Source organism: Pseudomonas sp. 21LCFQ02, assembly GCF_024129895.2.
In the GTDB taxonomy this organism is placed as follows: Bacteria; Pseudomonadota; Gammaproteobacteria; order Pseudomonadales; family Pseudomonadaceae; genus Aquipseudomonas.
The window spans coordinates 4,800,118-4,816,141 of record NZ_CM178749.1; the positions used below are offsets into that span (position 1 = coordinate 4,800,118).

General features: G+C 63.1%; 12 protein-coding genes and 1 pseudogene. 3 read left to right on the plus strand and 10 right to left on the minus strand.

Annotated elements, in window-relative coordinates; translation table 11 throughout:
- Positions 1–16: 16 nt before the first annotated feature.
- The 9 genes from urtE to NJC40_RS21720 form a co-directional block, all read right to left on the minus strand.
- Positions 17–715, minus strand: a complete 699-nt coding sequence (gene urtE / locus NJC40_RS21680; protein WP_253115736.1) for an urea ABC transporter ATP-binding subunit UrtE — start codon at positions 713–715, stop codon at positions 17–19.
- Between the two features lie 49 nt (positions 716–764).
- Positions 765–1,628: an urea ABC transporter ATP-binding protein UrtD gene (urtD, locus tag NJC40_RS21685; protein ID WP_492180410.1), complete on the minus strand. Its 864-nt coding sequence runs from the start codon at positions 1,626–1,628 to the stop codon at positions 765–767.
- A complete protein-coding gene (gene urtC, locus NJC40_RS21690) occupies positions 1,625–2,704 on the minus strand; it encodes an urea ABC transporter permease subunit UrtC (RefSeq protein WP_045491823.1) in 1,080 nt (359 codons plus the stop codon). Before urtC ends, urtD begins: the two co-directional genes overlap by 4 nt.
- Complete coding sequence (urtB, locus tag NJC40_RS21695) at positions 2,704–4,275, minus strand: urea ABC transporter permease subunit UrtB (protein WP_253115732.1); 1,572 nt, start codon at positions 4,273–4,275, stop codon at positions 2,704–2,706. The genes urtC and urtB overlap by 1 nt, the downstream gene beginning before the upstream one ends.
- Before the next feature lie 103 nt (positions 4,276–4,378).
- Positions 4,379–5,644, minus strand: coding sequence for an urea ABC transporter substrate-binding protein (urtA, locus tag NJC40_RS21700; RefSeq protein ID WP_253115730.1), 1,266 nt, complete (start codon positions 5,642–5,644; stop codon positions 4,379–4,381).
- A gap of 163 nt (positions 5,645–5,807) precedes the next feature.
- Entirely contained in the window at positions 5,808–6,578 is a 771-nt protein-coding gene (locus tag NJC40_RS21705; RefSeq protein ID WP_253142234.1) for a GntR family transcriptional regulator, read from the minus strand.
- 1 nt (position 6,579) lies between these two features.
- On the minus strand, positions 6,580–10,209 hold the full coding sequence (gene uca / locus NJC40_RS21710) for an urea carboxylase (protein ID WP_045491831.1): 3,630 nt from the start codon (positions 10,207–10,209) through the stop codon (positions 6,580–6,582).
- A gap of 10 nt (positions 10,210–10,219) precedes the next feature.
- Entirely contained in the window at positions 10,220–12,031 is a 1,812-nt protein-coding gene (gene atzF / locus NJC40_RS21715; RefSeq protein ID WP_253142233.1) for an allophanate hydrolase, read from the minus strand.
- A 283-nt stretch (positions 12,032–12,314) separates the two neighbouring features.
- Complete coding sequence (locus tag NJC40_RS21720) at positions 12,315–13,235, minus strand: LysR family transcriptional regulator (RefSeq protein ID WP_253115724.1); 921 nt, start codon at positions 13,233–13,235, stop codon at positions 12,315–12,317.
- A gap of 150 nt (positions 13,236–13,385) precedes the next feature.
- On the opposite strand from NJC40_RS21720, the gene NJC40_RS21725 reads away from it, so the two are divergent.
- The 3 genes and pseudogenes from NJC40_RS21725 (at position 13,386) to NJC40_RS21735 (ending at position 15,121) form a co-directional block, all read left to right on the plus strand.
- Entirely contained in the window at positions 13,386–14,135 is a 750-nt protein-coding gene (locus NJC40_RS21725; RefSeq protein ID WP_253142232.1) for a 3-oxoacyl-ACP reductase family protein, read from the plus strand.
- Between the two features lie 77 nt (positions 14,136–14,212).
- Positions 14,213–14,686, plus strand: a pseudogene (locus NJC40_RS21730) (GrpB family protein); the annotation flags it as partial.
- Between the two features lie 3 nt (positions 14,687–14,689).
- The gene (locus NJC40_RS21735; protein ID WP_231906620.1) at positions 14,690–15,121 is read left to right on the plus strand and encodes an NUDIX hydrolase; all 432 of its coding nucleotides are present in this window, start codon (positions 14,690–14,692) and stop codon (positions 15,119–15,121) included.
- A 16-nt stretch (positions 15,122–15,137) separates the two neighbouring features.
- Here the strand turns inward: NJC40_RS21735 and dapA are convergent, their stop codons facing one another.
- Positions 15,138–16,016 (minus strand): 4-hydroxy-tetrahydrodipicolinate synthase, encoded by an 879-nt coding sequence (gene dapA / locus NJC40_RS21740; RefSeq protein WP_253142231.1) that lies wholly within the window; start codon positions 16,014–16,016, stop codon positions 15,138–15,140.
- Positions 16,017–16,024: the final 8 nt, after the last annotated feature.

A 16,024-nucleotide genomic window follows, 5' to 3' on the forward strand; every position in this document is an offset into this window, starting at 1 on the left:
GCCAGACACTAAAGATTTAGATGGTCACTAGCCCCCGCACCCCTTGCGCCTCCATGTGCTCGCCCCGGCCCTGCTGGACAATCTCACCGCGCGACATGACCAGATACTGGTCGGCCAGCTCGGCGGCAAAGTCGTAGAACTGCTCGACCAGCACAATGGCCATGTCGCCCCGCTCGGCCAGGCGCTTGATGACTGCGCCGATCTCCTTGATCACCGATGGCTGGATGCCTTCGGTGGGCTCGTCGAGGATCAACAGCCGCGGGCGGCTGGCCAGGGCACGGCCGATGGCCAGTTGCTGTTGCTGGCCGCCAGACAAATCGCCGCCACGGCGCTGCTTCATTTGCAGCAGCACCGGGAACAGTTCGTAGATAAAGGCCGGGACCTCTTTGGCCTCGCTGCCGGGAAAACGCGACAGGCCCATCAACAGGTTTTCCTCGACCGTCAGCCGGGCGAAGATTTCCCGGCCCTGCGGCACATAGGCAATCCCGGCCTGGACTCGCTGGTGCGGTTTGAGGCTGTTGATGTTCTGCCCCTCCCATTGCACCGCGCCTTCGCGGGCTGGCAACAGACCCATCAGCACCTTGAGCAGGGTGGTCTTGCCAACGCCGTTGCGGCCCAGCAGGCAGGTCACTTCGCCGACGTTGGCCTGGAACGACAGGCCGCGCAGGATATGGCTGCCGCCGTAGTATTGATGCAAGTCGCTTACTTGGAGCATGTGGATTCCTCGAAATTGCAGCGGCAAGTCTCTGCTTGAAGCCGGCGCGTCAGCGCCCCAGATAAACCTCGATCACCCGCTCGTCAGCCTGTACATCGGCCAGCGAGCCTTCGGCCAGCACGCTGCCTTGATGCAACACCGTGACGTGGTCGGCAATCGCGCCGACAAAACCCATGTCGTGCTCGACCACCATCAGCGAGTGCTTGCCGGCCAGACTCTTGAACAGCTCGGCGGTGAATTCGGTTTCGGCATCGGTCATGCCCGCCACCGGTTCATCGAGCAATAGCAGTTGCGGGTCCTGGACCAGCAACATGCCGATTTCGAGAAACTGCTTCTGGCCATGGGACAACAAGCCCGCCGGGCGATCCCGGGAGGCGCTCAGGCGAATGGTGTCCAGCACCTCATCAATGCGCGTGCGCTGCTCGCCATTCAAACGGGCCCTGAGGCTGGCCCACACCGACTTGTCGGTCTTGAGCGCCAGCTCCAGGTTCTCGAACACGCTCAGCGCTTCGAACACCGTGGGTTTCTGGAACTTGCGGCCGATGCCGGCCTGGGCGATCTGCACCTCGCTCATGCGGGTCAGGTCCAGAGTTTCGCCAAACCAGGCCACGCCATGGCTAGGCCGGGTCTTGCCGGTGATGACGTCCATCAAGGTGGTTTTGCCCGCGCCGTTAGGGCCGATGATGCAGCGCAGTTCACCGACCCCGATGTACAGGTTGAGATTATTCAGCGCCTTGAAGCCATCGAAGCTGACGCTGATGTCTTCCAGGGTCAGGATCGTACCGTGCCGGGTATTGAGGCCGGGGCCGGCACTGTTACCCAGACCCAGTGCGTCTCGGCCAGTGCCGGCGTCGCTGTTGGGGTCCAGAATCGGCTCCAGCATGAAGGCCGGGTTTGCGTGGCTGGCAATCATGATTCGCTCCTTTTCTTCAGCAGACCGATCACGCCCTTGGGCAGGTACAGGGTGACGACGATGAACAGCGCGCCCAGGCAGAACAGCCAGTATTCCGGGAAGGCCACGGTGAACCAGCTCTTCATGCCGTTGACCAGCCCGGCACCGAGCAGTGGCCCGATCAGGGTGCCGCGCCCGCCCAATGCCACCCACACCGCCGCCTCGATCGAGTTGGTCGGTGACATTTCGCTGGGGTTGATGATCCCCACTTGCGGCACGTACAAGGCCCCGGCCAGCCCGCACATCACCGCGCTGAGCACCCAGATGAACAGCTTGAAACCGCGCGGGTCGTAACCGCAGAACATCAGCCGGTTTTCCGCATCGCGCAGCGCGGTCAGCACCCGACCGAACTTGCTCTGCGCCAGCCGCCAGCCCACATACAGGCAGCCGGCCAGCAGCAACACGGTGGCCAGGAACAGCACCGCACGGGTTCCCGGCGCGCTGATCGAAAAGCCCAGGATGCTGCGAAAGCTGGTAAAGCCGTTATTGCCGCCAAAGCCGGTCTCGTTACGAAAAAACAACAGCATGCCGGCGAAGGTCAGCGCCTGGGTCATGATCGAGAAGTACACGCCCTTGATCCGCGAACGAAAGGCGAAGAAACCGAACACCAATGCCAACAGGCCGGGGGCCAGAACCACCAGGCACAGGGCCCAGAGAAAGTTATCGGTACCGGCCCAGTACCAGGGCAGTTCGGTCCATGACAAGAAGGTCATGAACGCCGGCAGGCCATCACCGGCCGCTTCGCGCATCAAATACATGCCCATCGCGTAGCCGCCCAGCGCGAAGAACAATCCGTGGCCCAGCGACAGCATTCCTGCATACCCCCACACCAGGTCCAGCGCCAGGGCGACAATGGCGTAGCAAAGGATCTTGCCGACCAGGGTCAGGGTGTAAGCCGAAACCTGCAACGGGTGTTCGGCAGGCAATAGCGACAGCAGCGGCATGGCCAGCAGCACCGCCAGCAGCACGCCGCCGATCAGCAGGGTGAGTTTCGGGCCGGCCTTCTGCGCGGCGGTCATCATCAATGGCTGGTTCATCAGTCGATCACCCTTCCCTTGAGCGCGAAGAGGCCTTGCGGACGCTTCTGGATAAACAGAATGATCAGCGCCAGGATCAGGATCTTGCCCAGCACGGCGCCAATCTGCGGTTCGAGAATCTTGTTGAGCACACCCAGGCCAAACGCGGCGCTGACACTGCCAGCCAGTTGCCCGACCCCGCCAAGCACCACCACCAGGAACGAGTCGATGATGTAGCCCTGGCCAAGGTCCGGACCAACGTTACCGATCTGGCTGAGCGCCACGCCGCCGAGCCCTGCGATCCCCGAGCCCAGGCCAAAGGCGAGCATGTCCACCCGCCCGGTGGGCACGCCGCAGCAGGCCGCCATGTTGCGATTCTGGGTCACAGCGCGCACGTTCAGGCCCAGCCGGGTCTTGTTCAGCAACAGCCAGGTCAGCGCGACCACGCATAGCGCAAAGCCGATGATCACGATCCGGTTGTACGGCAGCACCAGGTTGGGCAACACCTGAATCCCGCCCGACAGCCAGCCGGGGTTGGCAACTTCGACGTTCTGCGCGCCGAAAATCAGACGTACCGCCTGGATCAGCATCAGGCTGATGCCCCAGGTCGCCAGCAGGGTTTCCAGCGGGCGGCCATACAGATGACGGATCACCGTGCGCTCCAGAGCCATGCCGATCAACGCCGTGACACAGAAGGCCGCTGGCAGTGCCAGCAACGGGTAATACGCCAGCGCATCGGGCGCGTACTGCTGGAACAGCACCTGCACACAGTAGGTGGTATAGGCACCGAGCATGAGCATCTCGCCGTGGGCCATGTTGATCACCCCCAACAAACCGAAGGTGATCGCCAGGCCCAATGCGGCCAGCAGCAGGATCGAACCCAGCGACAACCCGGTAAACGCCTGGCCAAGCAGGTCGCCCATCAACAGCTTGCGCTTGACCTGCGCCAGGCTGGTCTGCGCAGCAATGCGTACGCTGGCGTCGGGCTCCACGCCCGGTTCCAGCAGCGCCTCAAGCCGGGTGCGCGCCAGCGGCTCACCGGTTTCGCCCAACAGCCGCACCGCCGCCAGCCGCACGGTGGGGCTGCTATCGGTCAATTGCAGGTTGGCCAGCGCCAGGTTCAGGGCGTTCCATACCTGACTGTCGGACTCGCGGGTCAGGCTCTGGCTGAGCAACGCCAGTTGTGCCGGGCGGGCATTGCGTTGCAGATGCTGCGCAGCGGCCAGCCGCACTGCGGCATCGTTACTCATCAGTTGATGACTGGCCAGCGCGGTGTCGACCAGCCCGCGCAGGCGATTGTTCAGGCGCAGTTTACGCGGCTCGTCGGCCGCTGCCGGACCGCCGTCCACGGCGCTGTACTGGCCGTCGTTGTCGATAAATGCGCGCTTGCTGCTGTCGGCCGCCACCCGGCCGTCACGCAAGGCTTCAAGCCAGGGCAGTCGCTCACCGAGCGGTTGCACTGACCAGGCTTCGAGCAGGTCGGCCTGCGCGGCGGAGTTGCCGGCAACAAAGTCGTCGGCCTCCCCGGCCTGCGCGCCCAAGGGCAGCAGCAGTGCACAGATCAGCATCAAGCGGTGAAAGAAGTTGGGCATGATAAGTGACCTGTAGATTGGACAGGGCTGTGTAGGAGCCGCTTTAGCGGCGAAGCCTTGAAAGCTTCGCGACCGAGGTCGCTCCCACAAGTACCGGCGTGTATCAGTTGCTCTTCACCGCGTGGTCAGGCTTCTTGTCGTTGCCGGGAATGTACGGGCTCCATGGCTGGGCGCGGATCGGCTCCTGGGTCTGCCAGACCACACTGAACTGGCCGTTATCCTCGACCTCGCCGATCATCACCGGCTTGTGCAGGTGGTGGTTGGTCTTGTCCATGGTCAGGGTGAAGCCCGACGGCGCAGCGAAGGTCTGCCCGGCCATGGCTTCACGCACCTTGTCGACATCGGTGGATTTGGCTTTTTCCACCGCCTGTGCCCACATGTGAATACCCACGTAGGTGGCTTCCATAGGGTCGTTGGTCACCGCTTTGTCGGCGCCCGGCAGGTTTTTCTTCTTCGCGTAGGCCTGCCAGTCGGCAACAAACTTCTTGTTCACCGGGTTATCAACCGACTGGAAGTAGTTCCAGGCTGCCAGGTGGCCAACCAGCGGTTTGGTATCGATGCCGCGCAGCTCTTCTTCGCCCACCGAGAACGCCACCACCGGCACGTCGGTGGCTTTCAGGCCCTGGTTGGCCAGTTCTTTGTAGAACGGCACGTTGGAGTCGCCGTTGACCGTGGAGATCACGGCGGTCTTGCCGCCGGCGGAGAACTTCTTGATGTTGGCGACAATGGTCTGGTAATCGCTATGGCCGAACGGGGTGTAGACCTCTTCGATATCGCTGTCTTTGACGCCTTTGGAATGCAGGAAAGCGCGCAGAATCTTGTTGGTGGTGCGCGGGTAGACGTAGTCGGTGCCGAGCAGGAAGTAACGCTTGGCCGCCCCGCCGTCTTCGCTCATCAGGTACTCGACTGCCGGAATCGCCTGCTGGTTTGGCGCGGCACCGGTGTAGAACACGTTGGGCGACATTTCTTCGCCTTCGTATTGCACCGGGTAGAACAGCAACCCGTTGAGCTCCTCGAACACCGGCAACACCGATTTGCGCGACACCGAGGTCCAGCAGCCGAACACCACCGCGACCTTGTCCTGGGTCAGCAACTGGCGGCCCTTCTCGGCGAACAGCGGCCAGTTCGAGGCCGGGTCGACGACCACGGCTTCGAGTTGCTTGCCGTTGACACCGCCTTTGGCGTTGATCTCGTCGATGGTCATCAGGGCCATGTCCTTGAGCGAGGTCTCGGAGATCGCCATGGTTCCGGACAACGAATGCAGGATACCGACCTTGATGGTTTCGGCGGCTTGTACAGTCCAGCTCAGGCCCATGGCGGCAATAGATGCAGACAAGGTAAAGGCTTTGATCAGGCTACGACGACGCATGGATGAATCCCCCATCATATTGTTGAGTCAACAGTTGGCTTGCGGGCACCTCTAAAAACTACCTACGTTGCCAGCGCTGCGTTAAAACCAGGCTCACAATGCTCATTTACAACCCGTAAACTGCGCTTGCTCGCCTGCTTTCGCCTTGCTCTGGCTGCCTCGCCTACGTTTTTAGAGGCTCCCTAAGGTGGGCAGACGCGAAATGTTCTTGCTTGCTACCTGCCGCCAGCGAACGCTGGCGGGCGGTGTGCAACATATGCAGAGTGACCTTGCGGACCTCGGCCTTGCTGACCTCTATGTGGGTCTTCAATAACGATTGCGCCTGCTCGCAGCGGCGCTTGAGGATCGCCTCCAGAATCAGTGCATGTTCCTGATAGGTCAGCTCGATGCGCGGCCCCTGGGTGAAATCCAGCCGGCGAATGATGCGAATTTTCTCGCTGACCTGGGCATGAATCCGCGCCATCTCGCGATTGCCGGCCGCCTCCAGCAAGTGGCAGTGAAACTGCTCGTCCAGCCGCGACACGGCGCTCCCGTCAGTCAGGCGCTGATCGGCCGCGACCATCCAGGTCTCGGCCAGTTGCGCCAGCAGTGGCGGTAGCTCTGCACGCGGCCAGTCACACAGGCGCTTGACCGCTTCGAGTTCCAGCACGATGCGCAGATCGTAAAGCTCTTCGAAATGCTCGAAATCAAACGGCCGCACCTGCCAGCCGCTGCGGAAATACACCTCCAGGTAACCTTCGCGCTCCAGGCGATACAGCGCCTGGCGCACCGGGGTGCGGCTGACCGCCATGCGCTCGGCGACTTCGCCTTCGGAAAAGCGGTCACCCGGCAGCAGGCGAAACTCGAAGATGTCGTCCTTGAGCTGCGCATAGATCCGCTCGGCCAGATTCTCCGGGCGTTCCTTGCTGCGCATGACGGTGCTGGACAATTGCATGTCAGGCCGCCTCACCCGGTTCCAGCCACACCAGCGCATCGCCCGGCGTGATCGCCTTGCCGGGCTGGCAACGCACGGCCTTGACCACTCCGGACACCGGTGCGATCACCGACAGCTCCATCTTCATCGCCTCGACCACCAGCAGGGGCGTACCGGCCTCGACGTGCTGACCCGGCTCGACCAACACCTTCCAGACACTGCCGCACATTTCGGCGCTGACCAGATGGCCTTCATAGTCCTGCGCATCAGCCTCGCTGTCGGCCGCCGCTCGGAGTACCGGCGGCTCATCGTCGTGCCACAGCTGCGCCTCGCTGTCGAACGCCGCCTTCTGTCGGCTCTGGAACTCGGCAATGCTCTCGGCGTTGTCGGCCAGCAAGCGCTGGTACTCGGCGAAGTCGAATTCGCTGTGCTCGATGCGGATCTGGCCACGGCCTTCACGAAACGCCTCGCGCTGTTCATTGAGTTCAGCTTCGCTGACCGGGTAGAAACGCACCTGGTCAAAGAAGTGCAGCAACCATGGCTGGCCGTTGGCGAACTGCGGGTTCTTCACGTACTTGTTCCAGATCGGCAGGGTACGGCCCACCAGCTGATAGCCGCCGGGCGAGTCCATGCCGTAGATGCACATGTACATGCCGCCGATGCCCACCGTGCCCTCGGCGGTGAAGGTCCGCGCCGGGTTGTACTTGGAGCTGAGCAACCGGTGGCGCGGGTCCAGCGGCACCGCACAGGGGGCGTCGAGGTACACGTCGCCCAGCCCCAGAATCAGGTAGCTGGCCTGGAACAGGATGTCACGCACCTGCTCGCGGCTGTCCAGGCCATTGATGCGCTGCAAGAAGTCCACGTTATTCGGTAACCACGGTGCTTCACTGCGCACCGTCTCGCGGTAGCGCTGGACGGCGCCGAGGGTCGCGCTGTCTTCGAAGGCCATCGGCAGATGAATGATCCGGGTCGGCACCTTGAGCTGCGAGACGTCGCCCAGCCCCTCTTCGAGCATCAGCAGGTGCTCCAGCAGGCTCTTCTGGTGCAGCACGCGGCTGTCGTAGCGCAGTTGCAACGAACGCACGCCGGGCGCCAGCTCTTCCAGGCCCTTGAGCGGCCGGGCCTTGAGGGCTTCCATCAACAGGTGCACGCGCAGCCGCAGCGCCAGGTCCAGCACGTTGTCGCCGTATTCGAGCAGAATGTAGGCGTCACCGGCCTGGCGATACACCGCCCGTGGCCGTGAGCCGCTGGCCGGCAGCTCGGCGAGAATGGTCGCCGACGCGGTGTCGGCCGGTTGCAGGGCCGGGGCTGGCAACGGCACGGCGCTGATCGCGGCCAGGGCTTCGAGGCTGCCCAATTGTGCCTGCTCCAAACTCTGCGCCTGCTGAAAACCGATGGGTTTGAAGCGCAGCTTGTCGCCGGGTTTGACCTGGCCGATCTTCCACAGCTCGGCCTTGGCGATGGTCACCGGGCAGACAAACCCGCCCAGGCTCGGGCCATCCTTGGTGAGGATCACCGGGAAGTCACCGGTGAAGTTGATCGCGCCGATCGCGTACTCGCAGTCATGCACGTTAGAGGGATGCAGGCCCGCCTCGCCGCCATCGCTGCGCGCCCAGTCGGGCTTGGGACCGGACAGCCGCACGCCAAGACGGTTGGAGTTGTAATGCACCTCCCACTCGGCGGCGAAGAACGCCTCGATCGATTGTGCGGTAAAGAAATCCGGCGCTCCGTGCGGGCCATAGAGCACGCCGATTTCCCACTCATTGCCGTAGTGCGGAATCAGGCTGGCATGCACTGCCTGCGGCGCACTGATCGGCGCCGGGGTGGTGCAGGCGGCCAGTTCCGGCTGCGAGATGGCCAGCATGTCGGCGGTGCGCAGCGTGCGCCCGGCATGCCCGCCGAACTGGCCCAGCGCGAAGGTCGAGCGGCTGCCCAGATACAGCGGTACATCCAGACCGTTGCGCACGGCCAGATACGTGCGGCAACCCGATTGCGCACGCCCAAGCTTGAGCACCTGGCCGGCCTGTACGGAAACCGGCTGCCAGTAGGCGACCGGCTCGCCGTCCAGCGTCGCCGGGCAATCGGCACCGGTCAGGGCGATCAGGGCTGCGCTGTGAAAGCGCAAGGTCGGCCCTTGCAGAGTGAACTCCAGCGCCGCGGCACTGACATGGTTGCCGACAATCCGGTTGGCCAGGCGAAACGCCTGATCGTCCATGGGCCCTGACGGCGGCACGCCAATGTCCCAGTAGCCCAGCCGCCCTGGATAGTCCTGAACACTGGAATAGGTGCCCGGCTCCAGCACTTCAATGACACTGGCCTTGAAAGTGAAATCGTCGAGCAGCCGGGTCCAGACATCACCACGGGCAAACCGCGGGTCGGCCACCACCTGGCGCAGATAGTCGAGGTTGCTGGCAATGCCGTGCAGCCGGGTCGCGGCCAGTGCAGCTTGCATCCGCGCCATGGCATCGGCGCGGTCCTCGCCCCTGACGATCAGCTTGGCAATCATCGGGTCATAGAACGCCGACACTTCACTGCCGGTGCTGACCCAGCCATCGACCCGCACATCGTCCGGAAAGTACACGTCGGTCAATACACCGGGGCTCGGCTGAAAGTTCTTCAGCGGGTCTTCGGCGTACAGCCGCACTTCAATGGCTGCACCTTGCGGAGCGCGTCGCAGCGCTGCCCAATCCAGCGGGCTGCCGGCGGCGACTTGCAGCATGCATTCGATCAGGTCAAGGCCGGTGACCATCTCGGTGATCGGGTGCTCGACCTGCAGGCGGGTGTTGACCTCCAGAAAGTAGAAATCGTCCCGCGCAGGGTCATAAATGAACTCTACGGTGCCGGCACTGCGATAAGCCACTGACTGCCCCAGTTGCACGGCGGCGGCATGCAGGCGCTCGCGGGTGGCCTGGGGCAAGTTGGGCGCGGGGGTCTCTTCCACCACTTTCTGGTTGCGCCGTTGCAGCGAGCAATCGCGCTCGCCGAGGGCCACCACCTGCCCCTGACCATCACCAAAAATCTGCACTTCGACATGCCGGGCCTTATCGACGAAGCGCTCAAGGAACACCCCGGCATCACTGAAAAACTGCTCGCCCATGCGTTTGACGCTGTCATAGGCGCTGCGCAGCGCTGGCTCATCAGCACAGCGAGTCAGGCCAATACCACCGCCGCCGGCAGTGGTCTTGAGCATTACCGGGTAACCGATCTGCTCAGCCGCTTGCACCGCCTGCTCCAGGCTGTCGAGCAGACCGGTGCCGGGGGCCATTGGCACCTGGGCTTGGCCGGCCAGCTCACGGGCACGGTGCTTGAGGCCAAACTCACGGATCTGGCCGGCGGTCGGACCGACAAAGGCAATCCCGGCCTGCTCGCAGGCGTCAGCAAACTCGGCGCTCTCAGACAGAAAACCGTAACCCGGATAGATCGCCTGGGCACCGGTTTGCTTGGCGGCGGCGAGAATCTTGTCGATACGCAGGTAGCTGTCGGCAGGTTTGTCGCCGCCCAAGGCAATCGCCACATCGGCGTCGCGCACATGCGCCGCATTGCGGTCGGCATCGGCGTACACCGCCACGCTCTTGATGCCCAGACGCTTGAGGGTGCGGATGGCACGTACAGCGATTTCGCCACGGTTGGCGATCAATACGGTATTGAACATGACAGGCGCCTCAGACGTTGGGGGTGGGTGTGCTGTTGCGGCTGGCAATGAATGCCCGCCATCCGCCGAGTTCGGTAATGTCGGTAGCGCTGTGCAGCGCCAGCGGTTCGCAGATGAAGCCCTTGACCCAACGGCCATCAGCCAGTTGCAGGTTGCCAATGCCCAGCGGCGGCGGAATTTCGGCGACGAACTCGCCAAAGCGCGCCAGCGGGATGTCCCACAGCTCGACGATGATCGGTGCACCGCTGGCAGAGCGCGCCAGCCCAGGCTTGGGCGGTACGGTGCCGGGCAACGCATACAGCCGGTAATCGCTGGCGGTCAGGGTCTGCTCGACCAGCACCGCGTTGCGCTGGGTGAGCTGGAAGTTCAGCGGCATGCCGGTCAGGTGCGCACCGACCACTGCCAGACGCACACAGCCCGGCGCTTGCAGGGCTGGTGCAGGCGCAGGCTTCGCAGCGCCAGTGGCGCCCAAGGTAAGGTCTTGGGCCTGCTGCCAGCGCTTGCCCAGGCTGACCAGCGCCAGGTCGTGCCAGGCCGGCGCCAGCAAGGTGATACCGGCCGGCAAGCCGTCATCGCGCAGCCCGGCAGGCAGGGCCAGCGCCGAGAGGTCGGCCAGGTTGGTGAAGTTGGTGTAGGTGCCGAACTGGCTGTTGAACAGCACCGGCTCCTCGGCCATCTCGGCGATACGGCGGATGGTCGGCGCGGTCGGAACCACCAGCGCATCGAAGCCGGCCAGGCTATCGTTGATCTGCCGCGACAGCTCGGCGCGCAGGTACTCAGCCTTGTAGGCGTCGCAGGCACTGTAGCGTTTGCCGCCCTCGACAATACCGCGTACCACCGGGTCGATTGCCGCAGGATCCACGCCTTCAACCGCGACGGTTCGCTCAGCCACCCACGGGCCCAGATACAACTGCTCGGCCAACCGGCTAAATGGGGTGAAGTCGATTTCGCTGATTTCGGCACCTGACTGGCGAAGCCGGTCCAGCGCTTGCTGGAACTGCACCCTGCTCTGCTCGTCGCTAAAGAACTCCAGGGTTGCCGGGACTGCCAGCTTGGGCCTGGCGCCGATTGCGACTGGCGCGCTGTTGGGGTTGTGCCGACTGTAGGGGTCGGCGGCGTCATAACCGCTGGCCAGTTTGAGCACGGTTTCGGCGTCATCGACGGTCAGGGCGAAGATCGAGATGCAGTCGACAGTGCGGCAAGCCGGCACCAAACCGGTGTTGGGCAGCAGACCCTTGGTCGGTTTGAGACCGACAATGTTATTGAAGCCCGCCGGCACCCGACCAGAACCTGCGGTGTCAGTCCCCAGCGAAAACGCCACCAGGCCACGGGCAACCACGCTGGCAGAGCCCGAGCTCGAACCACCGCTGACGTAGTCCGGATCAAAACTGTTGGGCACCGCGCCATAGGGCGAACGGGTGCCGACCAGACCGGTGGCAAACTGATCCAGATTGGTCTTGCCCATCAACACCGCACCGGCAGCGCGCAACCGCGCCACAACCGTGGCATCGGTTTGCGCAGCATAGGCAAACTCTGGGCACGCGGCGGTGGTCGGCCAACCGGCCGCATCGATGTTGTCCTTGATGGCGAACGGCACGCCGTACAACGGCAGCGCACTACGATCCCCACCCGCGGCCTCCAGCCGGGCCTGCAACTGATCGAGTTGCGCATCGAGCTGTTCGGCACTGACCCGGCTGATCCACGCCGTGTCGTCTTCACTCAAGCGGTTGCGCAGCTCATGCAGCAAGGCGCCGGGTTGCAGAGCGTCGCGATAGGCCTGTTGCCAATCAGCCAAGGTGTAAAGCGCAGAAGCCTGGGACATATGCTGAGATTCCATCTTGTATCCAAGTTTGGATCTGTATTGCAACGTGAGTGCCAGGTCTTATAAACGCTTTAAGTTCAGCCACTTAGCTTTATAACAAGGGGAATTTTGGATTTTCTGCACGGGCCAGTCGCACGCTTATTGCGCAGCCTGCCTGCTCGTGGTGCAGCGGCCTTGTAGTTAACCTGCGGGAGCTAGCTGAGCTGCCGCTCAAGCGCTTGCTCTGTGGCACTCCTTCCCCACCCTGAACGGCGGGGCTTGTCGCGCCCCGATGGTCACGGCCTCAAACGGCGCTGAACCGCTGCGCCAGCCCCTGCGCCTTGAACCGCTCCAGCAGAAAATCGACGAACGCGCGGGTCTTGCCCGGCAACAGTTTGTGCTCGGCGTAGTACAGGGAAATATTGCCATCGTCGACATACCAGTCTGGCAGTACCCGTACCAGACGCTGACGTTCCAGGTACGGCAAGGCAAACGGCAGGCTCACCAGCGCGATGCCAAGGCCCTGCTCGGCGGCGGCGCAGGCGGCTTCGGAATCGCTCAGGGTCATGCGCGGCTTCAGGCGTAGCGGGCATTGCTCCTGATCGCGGTGAGTCAGCGGCCAACTGCGTACCCGGCCAGTCTGTGGCGAGCGAATCAGGATGCCGGCGGCGTTTTCCAGATCATCCGGGTGTTCGACCGGGTTCTGGCGCAGATACTCCGGGGCGGCGACCAGAATGCGGTGGGCCGGCCCCAGCTTGCGCGCCACCACACCAGGCGGCAGTTCGAATCCTCCACCGATGGCGGCATCGAAGCCCTGGCCGATCAGGTCGACCTGACGGTTATCGAAATGCCAGTCAGCGACAATCGCCGGGTACTGCTGCAAAAACTCACCCAGCAGCGGCAGCACATAAAGCCGCCCGAACATCAGGCCCATGCTCACTTTGAGCGTACCGGCGGGCTGGCCTTCGGCGCTGGCCAGGTTAGCCACGGCATTCTGGATCACACCAAAACTGCCACCGACCTCATCAAGAAAGCGTCGCCCTGCTTCGGTCAGGGTCAGTCGGCGGGTGCTGCGCAGAAACAGCCGCACGCCCAGCCGCGCTTCCAGCCCAGCGACATTCTTGCCCACTGCGGCGGAAGTGAGCCCCAGCCGCCGCGCGGCCTCGGCGAAACTGCCGGCTTCGGCACTCCGGATAAAGCTCTCGATGCTGCCAAAGGTTTCCATGGCCGATCCTTGCAGAAGACAAACACGGCCTGATCATAAACTTCTGGTTTACTCAGAGCATGCGATTAATGGTCTACCGGGCTGGTAATTCACCCGCAATACTTGACTCACTGCGGGGCGCATCGCCCTGACCCTTTCAGGAGAACAACCATGACTAATTGCCCTTCACTCGCCGGCAAAGTCGCTCTGGTTCAAGGCGGCTCACGCGGCATCGGCGCAGCCATCGTCAAACGCCTCGCCGCCGAGGGCGCCAGCGTCGCCTTCACCTACGTCAGCTCGGCCAGCAAAGCCCAGGCGCTGGAGGACGAAATCATTGCCGCTGGCGGCAAAGCGCTAGCCATCCAGGCTGACAGCGCCGACGCCGAAGCGGTGATTGAGGCGGTCGCACAAACAGCAGAAGCCTTTGGCCGGATCGACATTCTGGTCAACAACGCAGGTGTACTGGCCTTGGGCTCGGTCGAAGAGCTGCCGCTGGCCGACTTCGACCGCACCCTGGCGATCAACGTACGCAGCGTGTTTGTCGCCAGCCAGGCGGCGCTGCAACATATGGGCACTGGCGGGCGAATCATCAATATTGGCAGCACCAATGCCGAGCGCGTGCCCTTCGCAGGGGGGGCCACCTACGCCATGAGCAAGTCGGCGCTTATCGGTCTGGTCAAAGGCATGGCCCGTGATCTGGGGTCACGGGGCATCACCGTCAATAACGTACAACCCGGCCCGGTGGACACCGACATGAACCCCGCCAACGGTGAAATGGCGCCAGGCCTGCTGGGCCTGATGGCACTGGACCGCTACGGCAGCGCCGAAGAGATCGCCGGGTTTGTCGCCTACCTGGCCGGGCCGGAAGCGGGCTATATCACCGGTGCCAACCTGACCATTGATGGTGGCTTTGCGGCCTGAAACAGAGGTGCGCCATGCGCGCTGAGCCGTTACTATCGCGCCCCGCTTCTTATTGGCCGCCGATACAAGGACGCAGCATGGCACTCACCAGCACCATTACCCCCTACGACGATCGCTGGCCAGCGCTGTTTAAGGCAACCCTTGAACAGCTTGCTGCAGCCTTCGGTACTGAGCATGTTGCCACCCACCATGTGGGCAGCACCGCCGTCGAAGGGCTGGCTGCCAAGCCGGAAATCGACGTACTGATCGAAGTCCGTGAACACTGTAACGAAGCTCAGCGTGATGCCGTGTTGGCCGGGTTCGGCTATGTACGCGGCAGCGACCTTACACCGGGGCATCATTTTTATCGGCGCAATGTCGACGGTGTGCGCACTCACAAATTGCACATCTGCGTAACCGGTCATCCGCAGATTGAACGGGTGCTGCGGTTTCGCGACCTGTTGCGTGCGGACGCGGTACTGCGCCAGCGTTATCAAGCGCTCAAGCTCGAACTCGAAGCGAGTAACACGGCCGGTATGGGCCAATACCTGGCCGGCAAGGCGCCGTTCATTGAGATGCTATTGGACAAGCCGGGCAAGGCTTGCCCGGTGCTGTTGCGGCGCCAGGGCGAACAAGTGCAGATCCTTGCGTTCCGGCACCCGCTGGCCGGCTACCAACTGGTGAAAGGCAGTATTGAACCTGATGAGTCAGCAGCCCAGGCGGCCGTGCGCGAACTCGCGGAAGAATCGGGGCTTACCGGCGCCCGAATCAAATGCGACCTGGGCGTCTGGCCTTGCGGCGTTGATGGGCAACTGTGGTCTTTGCAGTGCTGCGAAGCTGTCGGGCCAGTGCCGGAGCACTGGCGCTTTACCACCGCGGACGATGGCGGCCGGGTTTTTGAGTTTTTCTGGCAACCACTGGAGCAAGATCTGCCTGAACCCTGCCACCCGGTGTACCAGCGAGCCCTGCAACAGATCAGGAGCAGGACCGCTGCCCTGCCCGACTGAAGCTGTTTGACCGGTTTCAGATCCGGGGCTTGAGGTCCAGTTGCGCCAGCACATCAGCCAGACGCTCCCGCGTCGCCACTGAACAGCCTTGCATCGGCGCACGCAAGTCAGGCACCAGCAAACCTTGCAATGCCAGTGCCGCTTTGACCGGCGCCGGGTTCGGTTCGCAGAACGCGGCCTGCATCCACTCGCGCAGACGGTAGAAGGTCGCGCGGGCGGCGGCCAGTTCGCCGTTGTCGACCTGACGCTGCATCTGCACATACAGGTCGGCACGAATATGCGCTGACACCGAGATCGCACCAGCACCGCCCAGGCACAGGTTGTTGAAGATCTGCAGGTCTTCGCCGGTGAGAATCTCGGCATTGCCATCGGCGATCAGTGCAGTGGTGGTGTCCAGGTCGCCGCCACAATCCTTGACCGCTGCAATACGCGGATGGCGCACGATCCGCCGGATCGTCTCGCGCTCGATACGCACGCCAGTGCGATAAGGAATGTCGTAAAGCACCACCGGCACCGTGGCAGCATCGGCCACGGTCTGGAAGAACGACTCCAGCCCGGCCTGGGACGGACGAATGTAATACGGCGCCGGCACCAGCAGGCCAGCCAGCGCCCGTTGCTGGATCTGTTGTTGAAAAGCCAGTAACTCGCGCTGGTTATTACCGGCCAGGCCCATGATGACCTGATCGGCCGGCACCCGCTCAAGCACCGCATCGAGCACCGCCAGTTGCTCGGCATGGCTGAGCGCTGCGGCCTCGCCGGAAGTGCCGCAGACCACCAGACCACGAACTCCGTCGTCGAGCAGCTTGCCAGCCAGGTGCTGCAGGGCAGGAAAATCGATTTCATCGTCACGAAACGGCGTGACCAGCGCGACCCAGATACCACGAAAAGCTGACATGCAAAATC

Bases quoted from the DNA above. Each gene is read 5' to 3' on its own strand.
- urtE (WP_253115736.1), bottom strand. From the start codon at position 715: ATGCTCCAAGTAAGCGACTTGCATCAATACTACGGCGGCAGCCATATC.
- urtD (WP_492180410.1), bottom strand. From the start codon at position 1,628: ATGATTGCCAGCCACGCAAACCCGGCCTTCATGCTGGAGCCGATTCTG.
- urtC (WP_045491823.1), bottom strand. From the start codon at position 2,704: ATGAACCAGCCATTGATGATGACCGCCGCGCAGAAGGCCGGCCCGAAA.
- urtB (WP_253115732.1), bottom strand. From the start codon at position 4,275: ATGCCCAACTTCTTTCACCGCTTGATGCTGATCTGTGCACTGCTGCTG.
- urtA (WP_253115730.1), bottom strand. From the start codon at position 5,644: ATGCGTCGTCGTAGCCTGATCAAAGCCTTTACCTTGTCTGCATCTATT.
- NJC40_RS21705 (WP_253142234.1), bottom strand. From the start codon at position 6,578: ATGCAATTGTCCAGCACCGTCATGCGCAGCAAGGAACGCCCGGAGAAT.
- uca (WP_045491831.1), bottom strand. From the start codon at position 10,209: ATGTTCAATACCGTATTGATCGCCAACCGTGGCGAAATCGCTGTACGT.
- atzF (WP_253142233.1), bottom strand. From the start codon at position 12,031: ATGTCCCAGGCTTCTGCGCTTTACACCTTGGCTGATTGGCAACAGGCC.
- NJC40_RS21720 (WP_253115724.1), bottom strand. From the start codon at position 13,235: ATGGAAACCTTTGGCAGCATCGAGAGCTTTATCCGGAGTGCCGAAGCC.
- NJC40_RS21725 (WP_253142232.1), top strand. From the start codon at position 13,386: ATGACTAATTGCCCTTCACTCGCCGGCAAAGTCGCTCTGGTTCAAGGC.
- NJC40_RS21735 (WP_231906620.1), top strand. From the start codon at position 14,690: ATGCTATTGGACAAGCCGGGCAAGGCTTGCCCGGTGCTGTTGCGGCGC.
- dapA (WP_253142231.1), bottom strand. From the start codon at position 16,016: ATGTCAGCTTTTCGTGGTATCTGGGTCGCGCTGGTCACGCCGTTTCGT.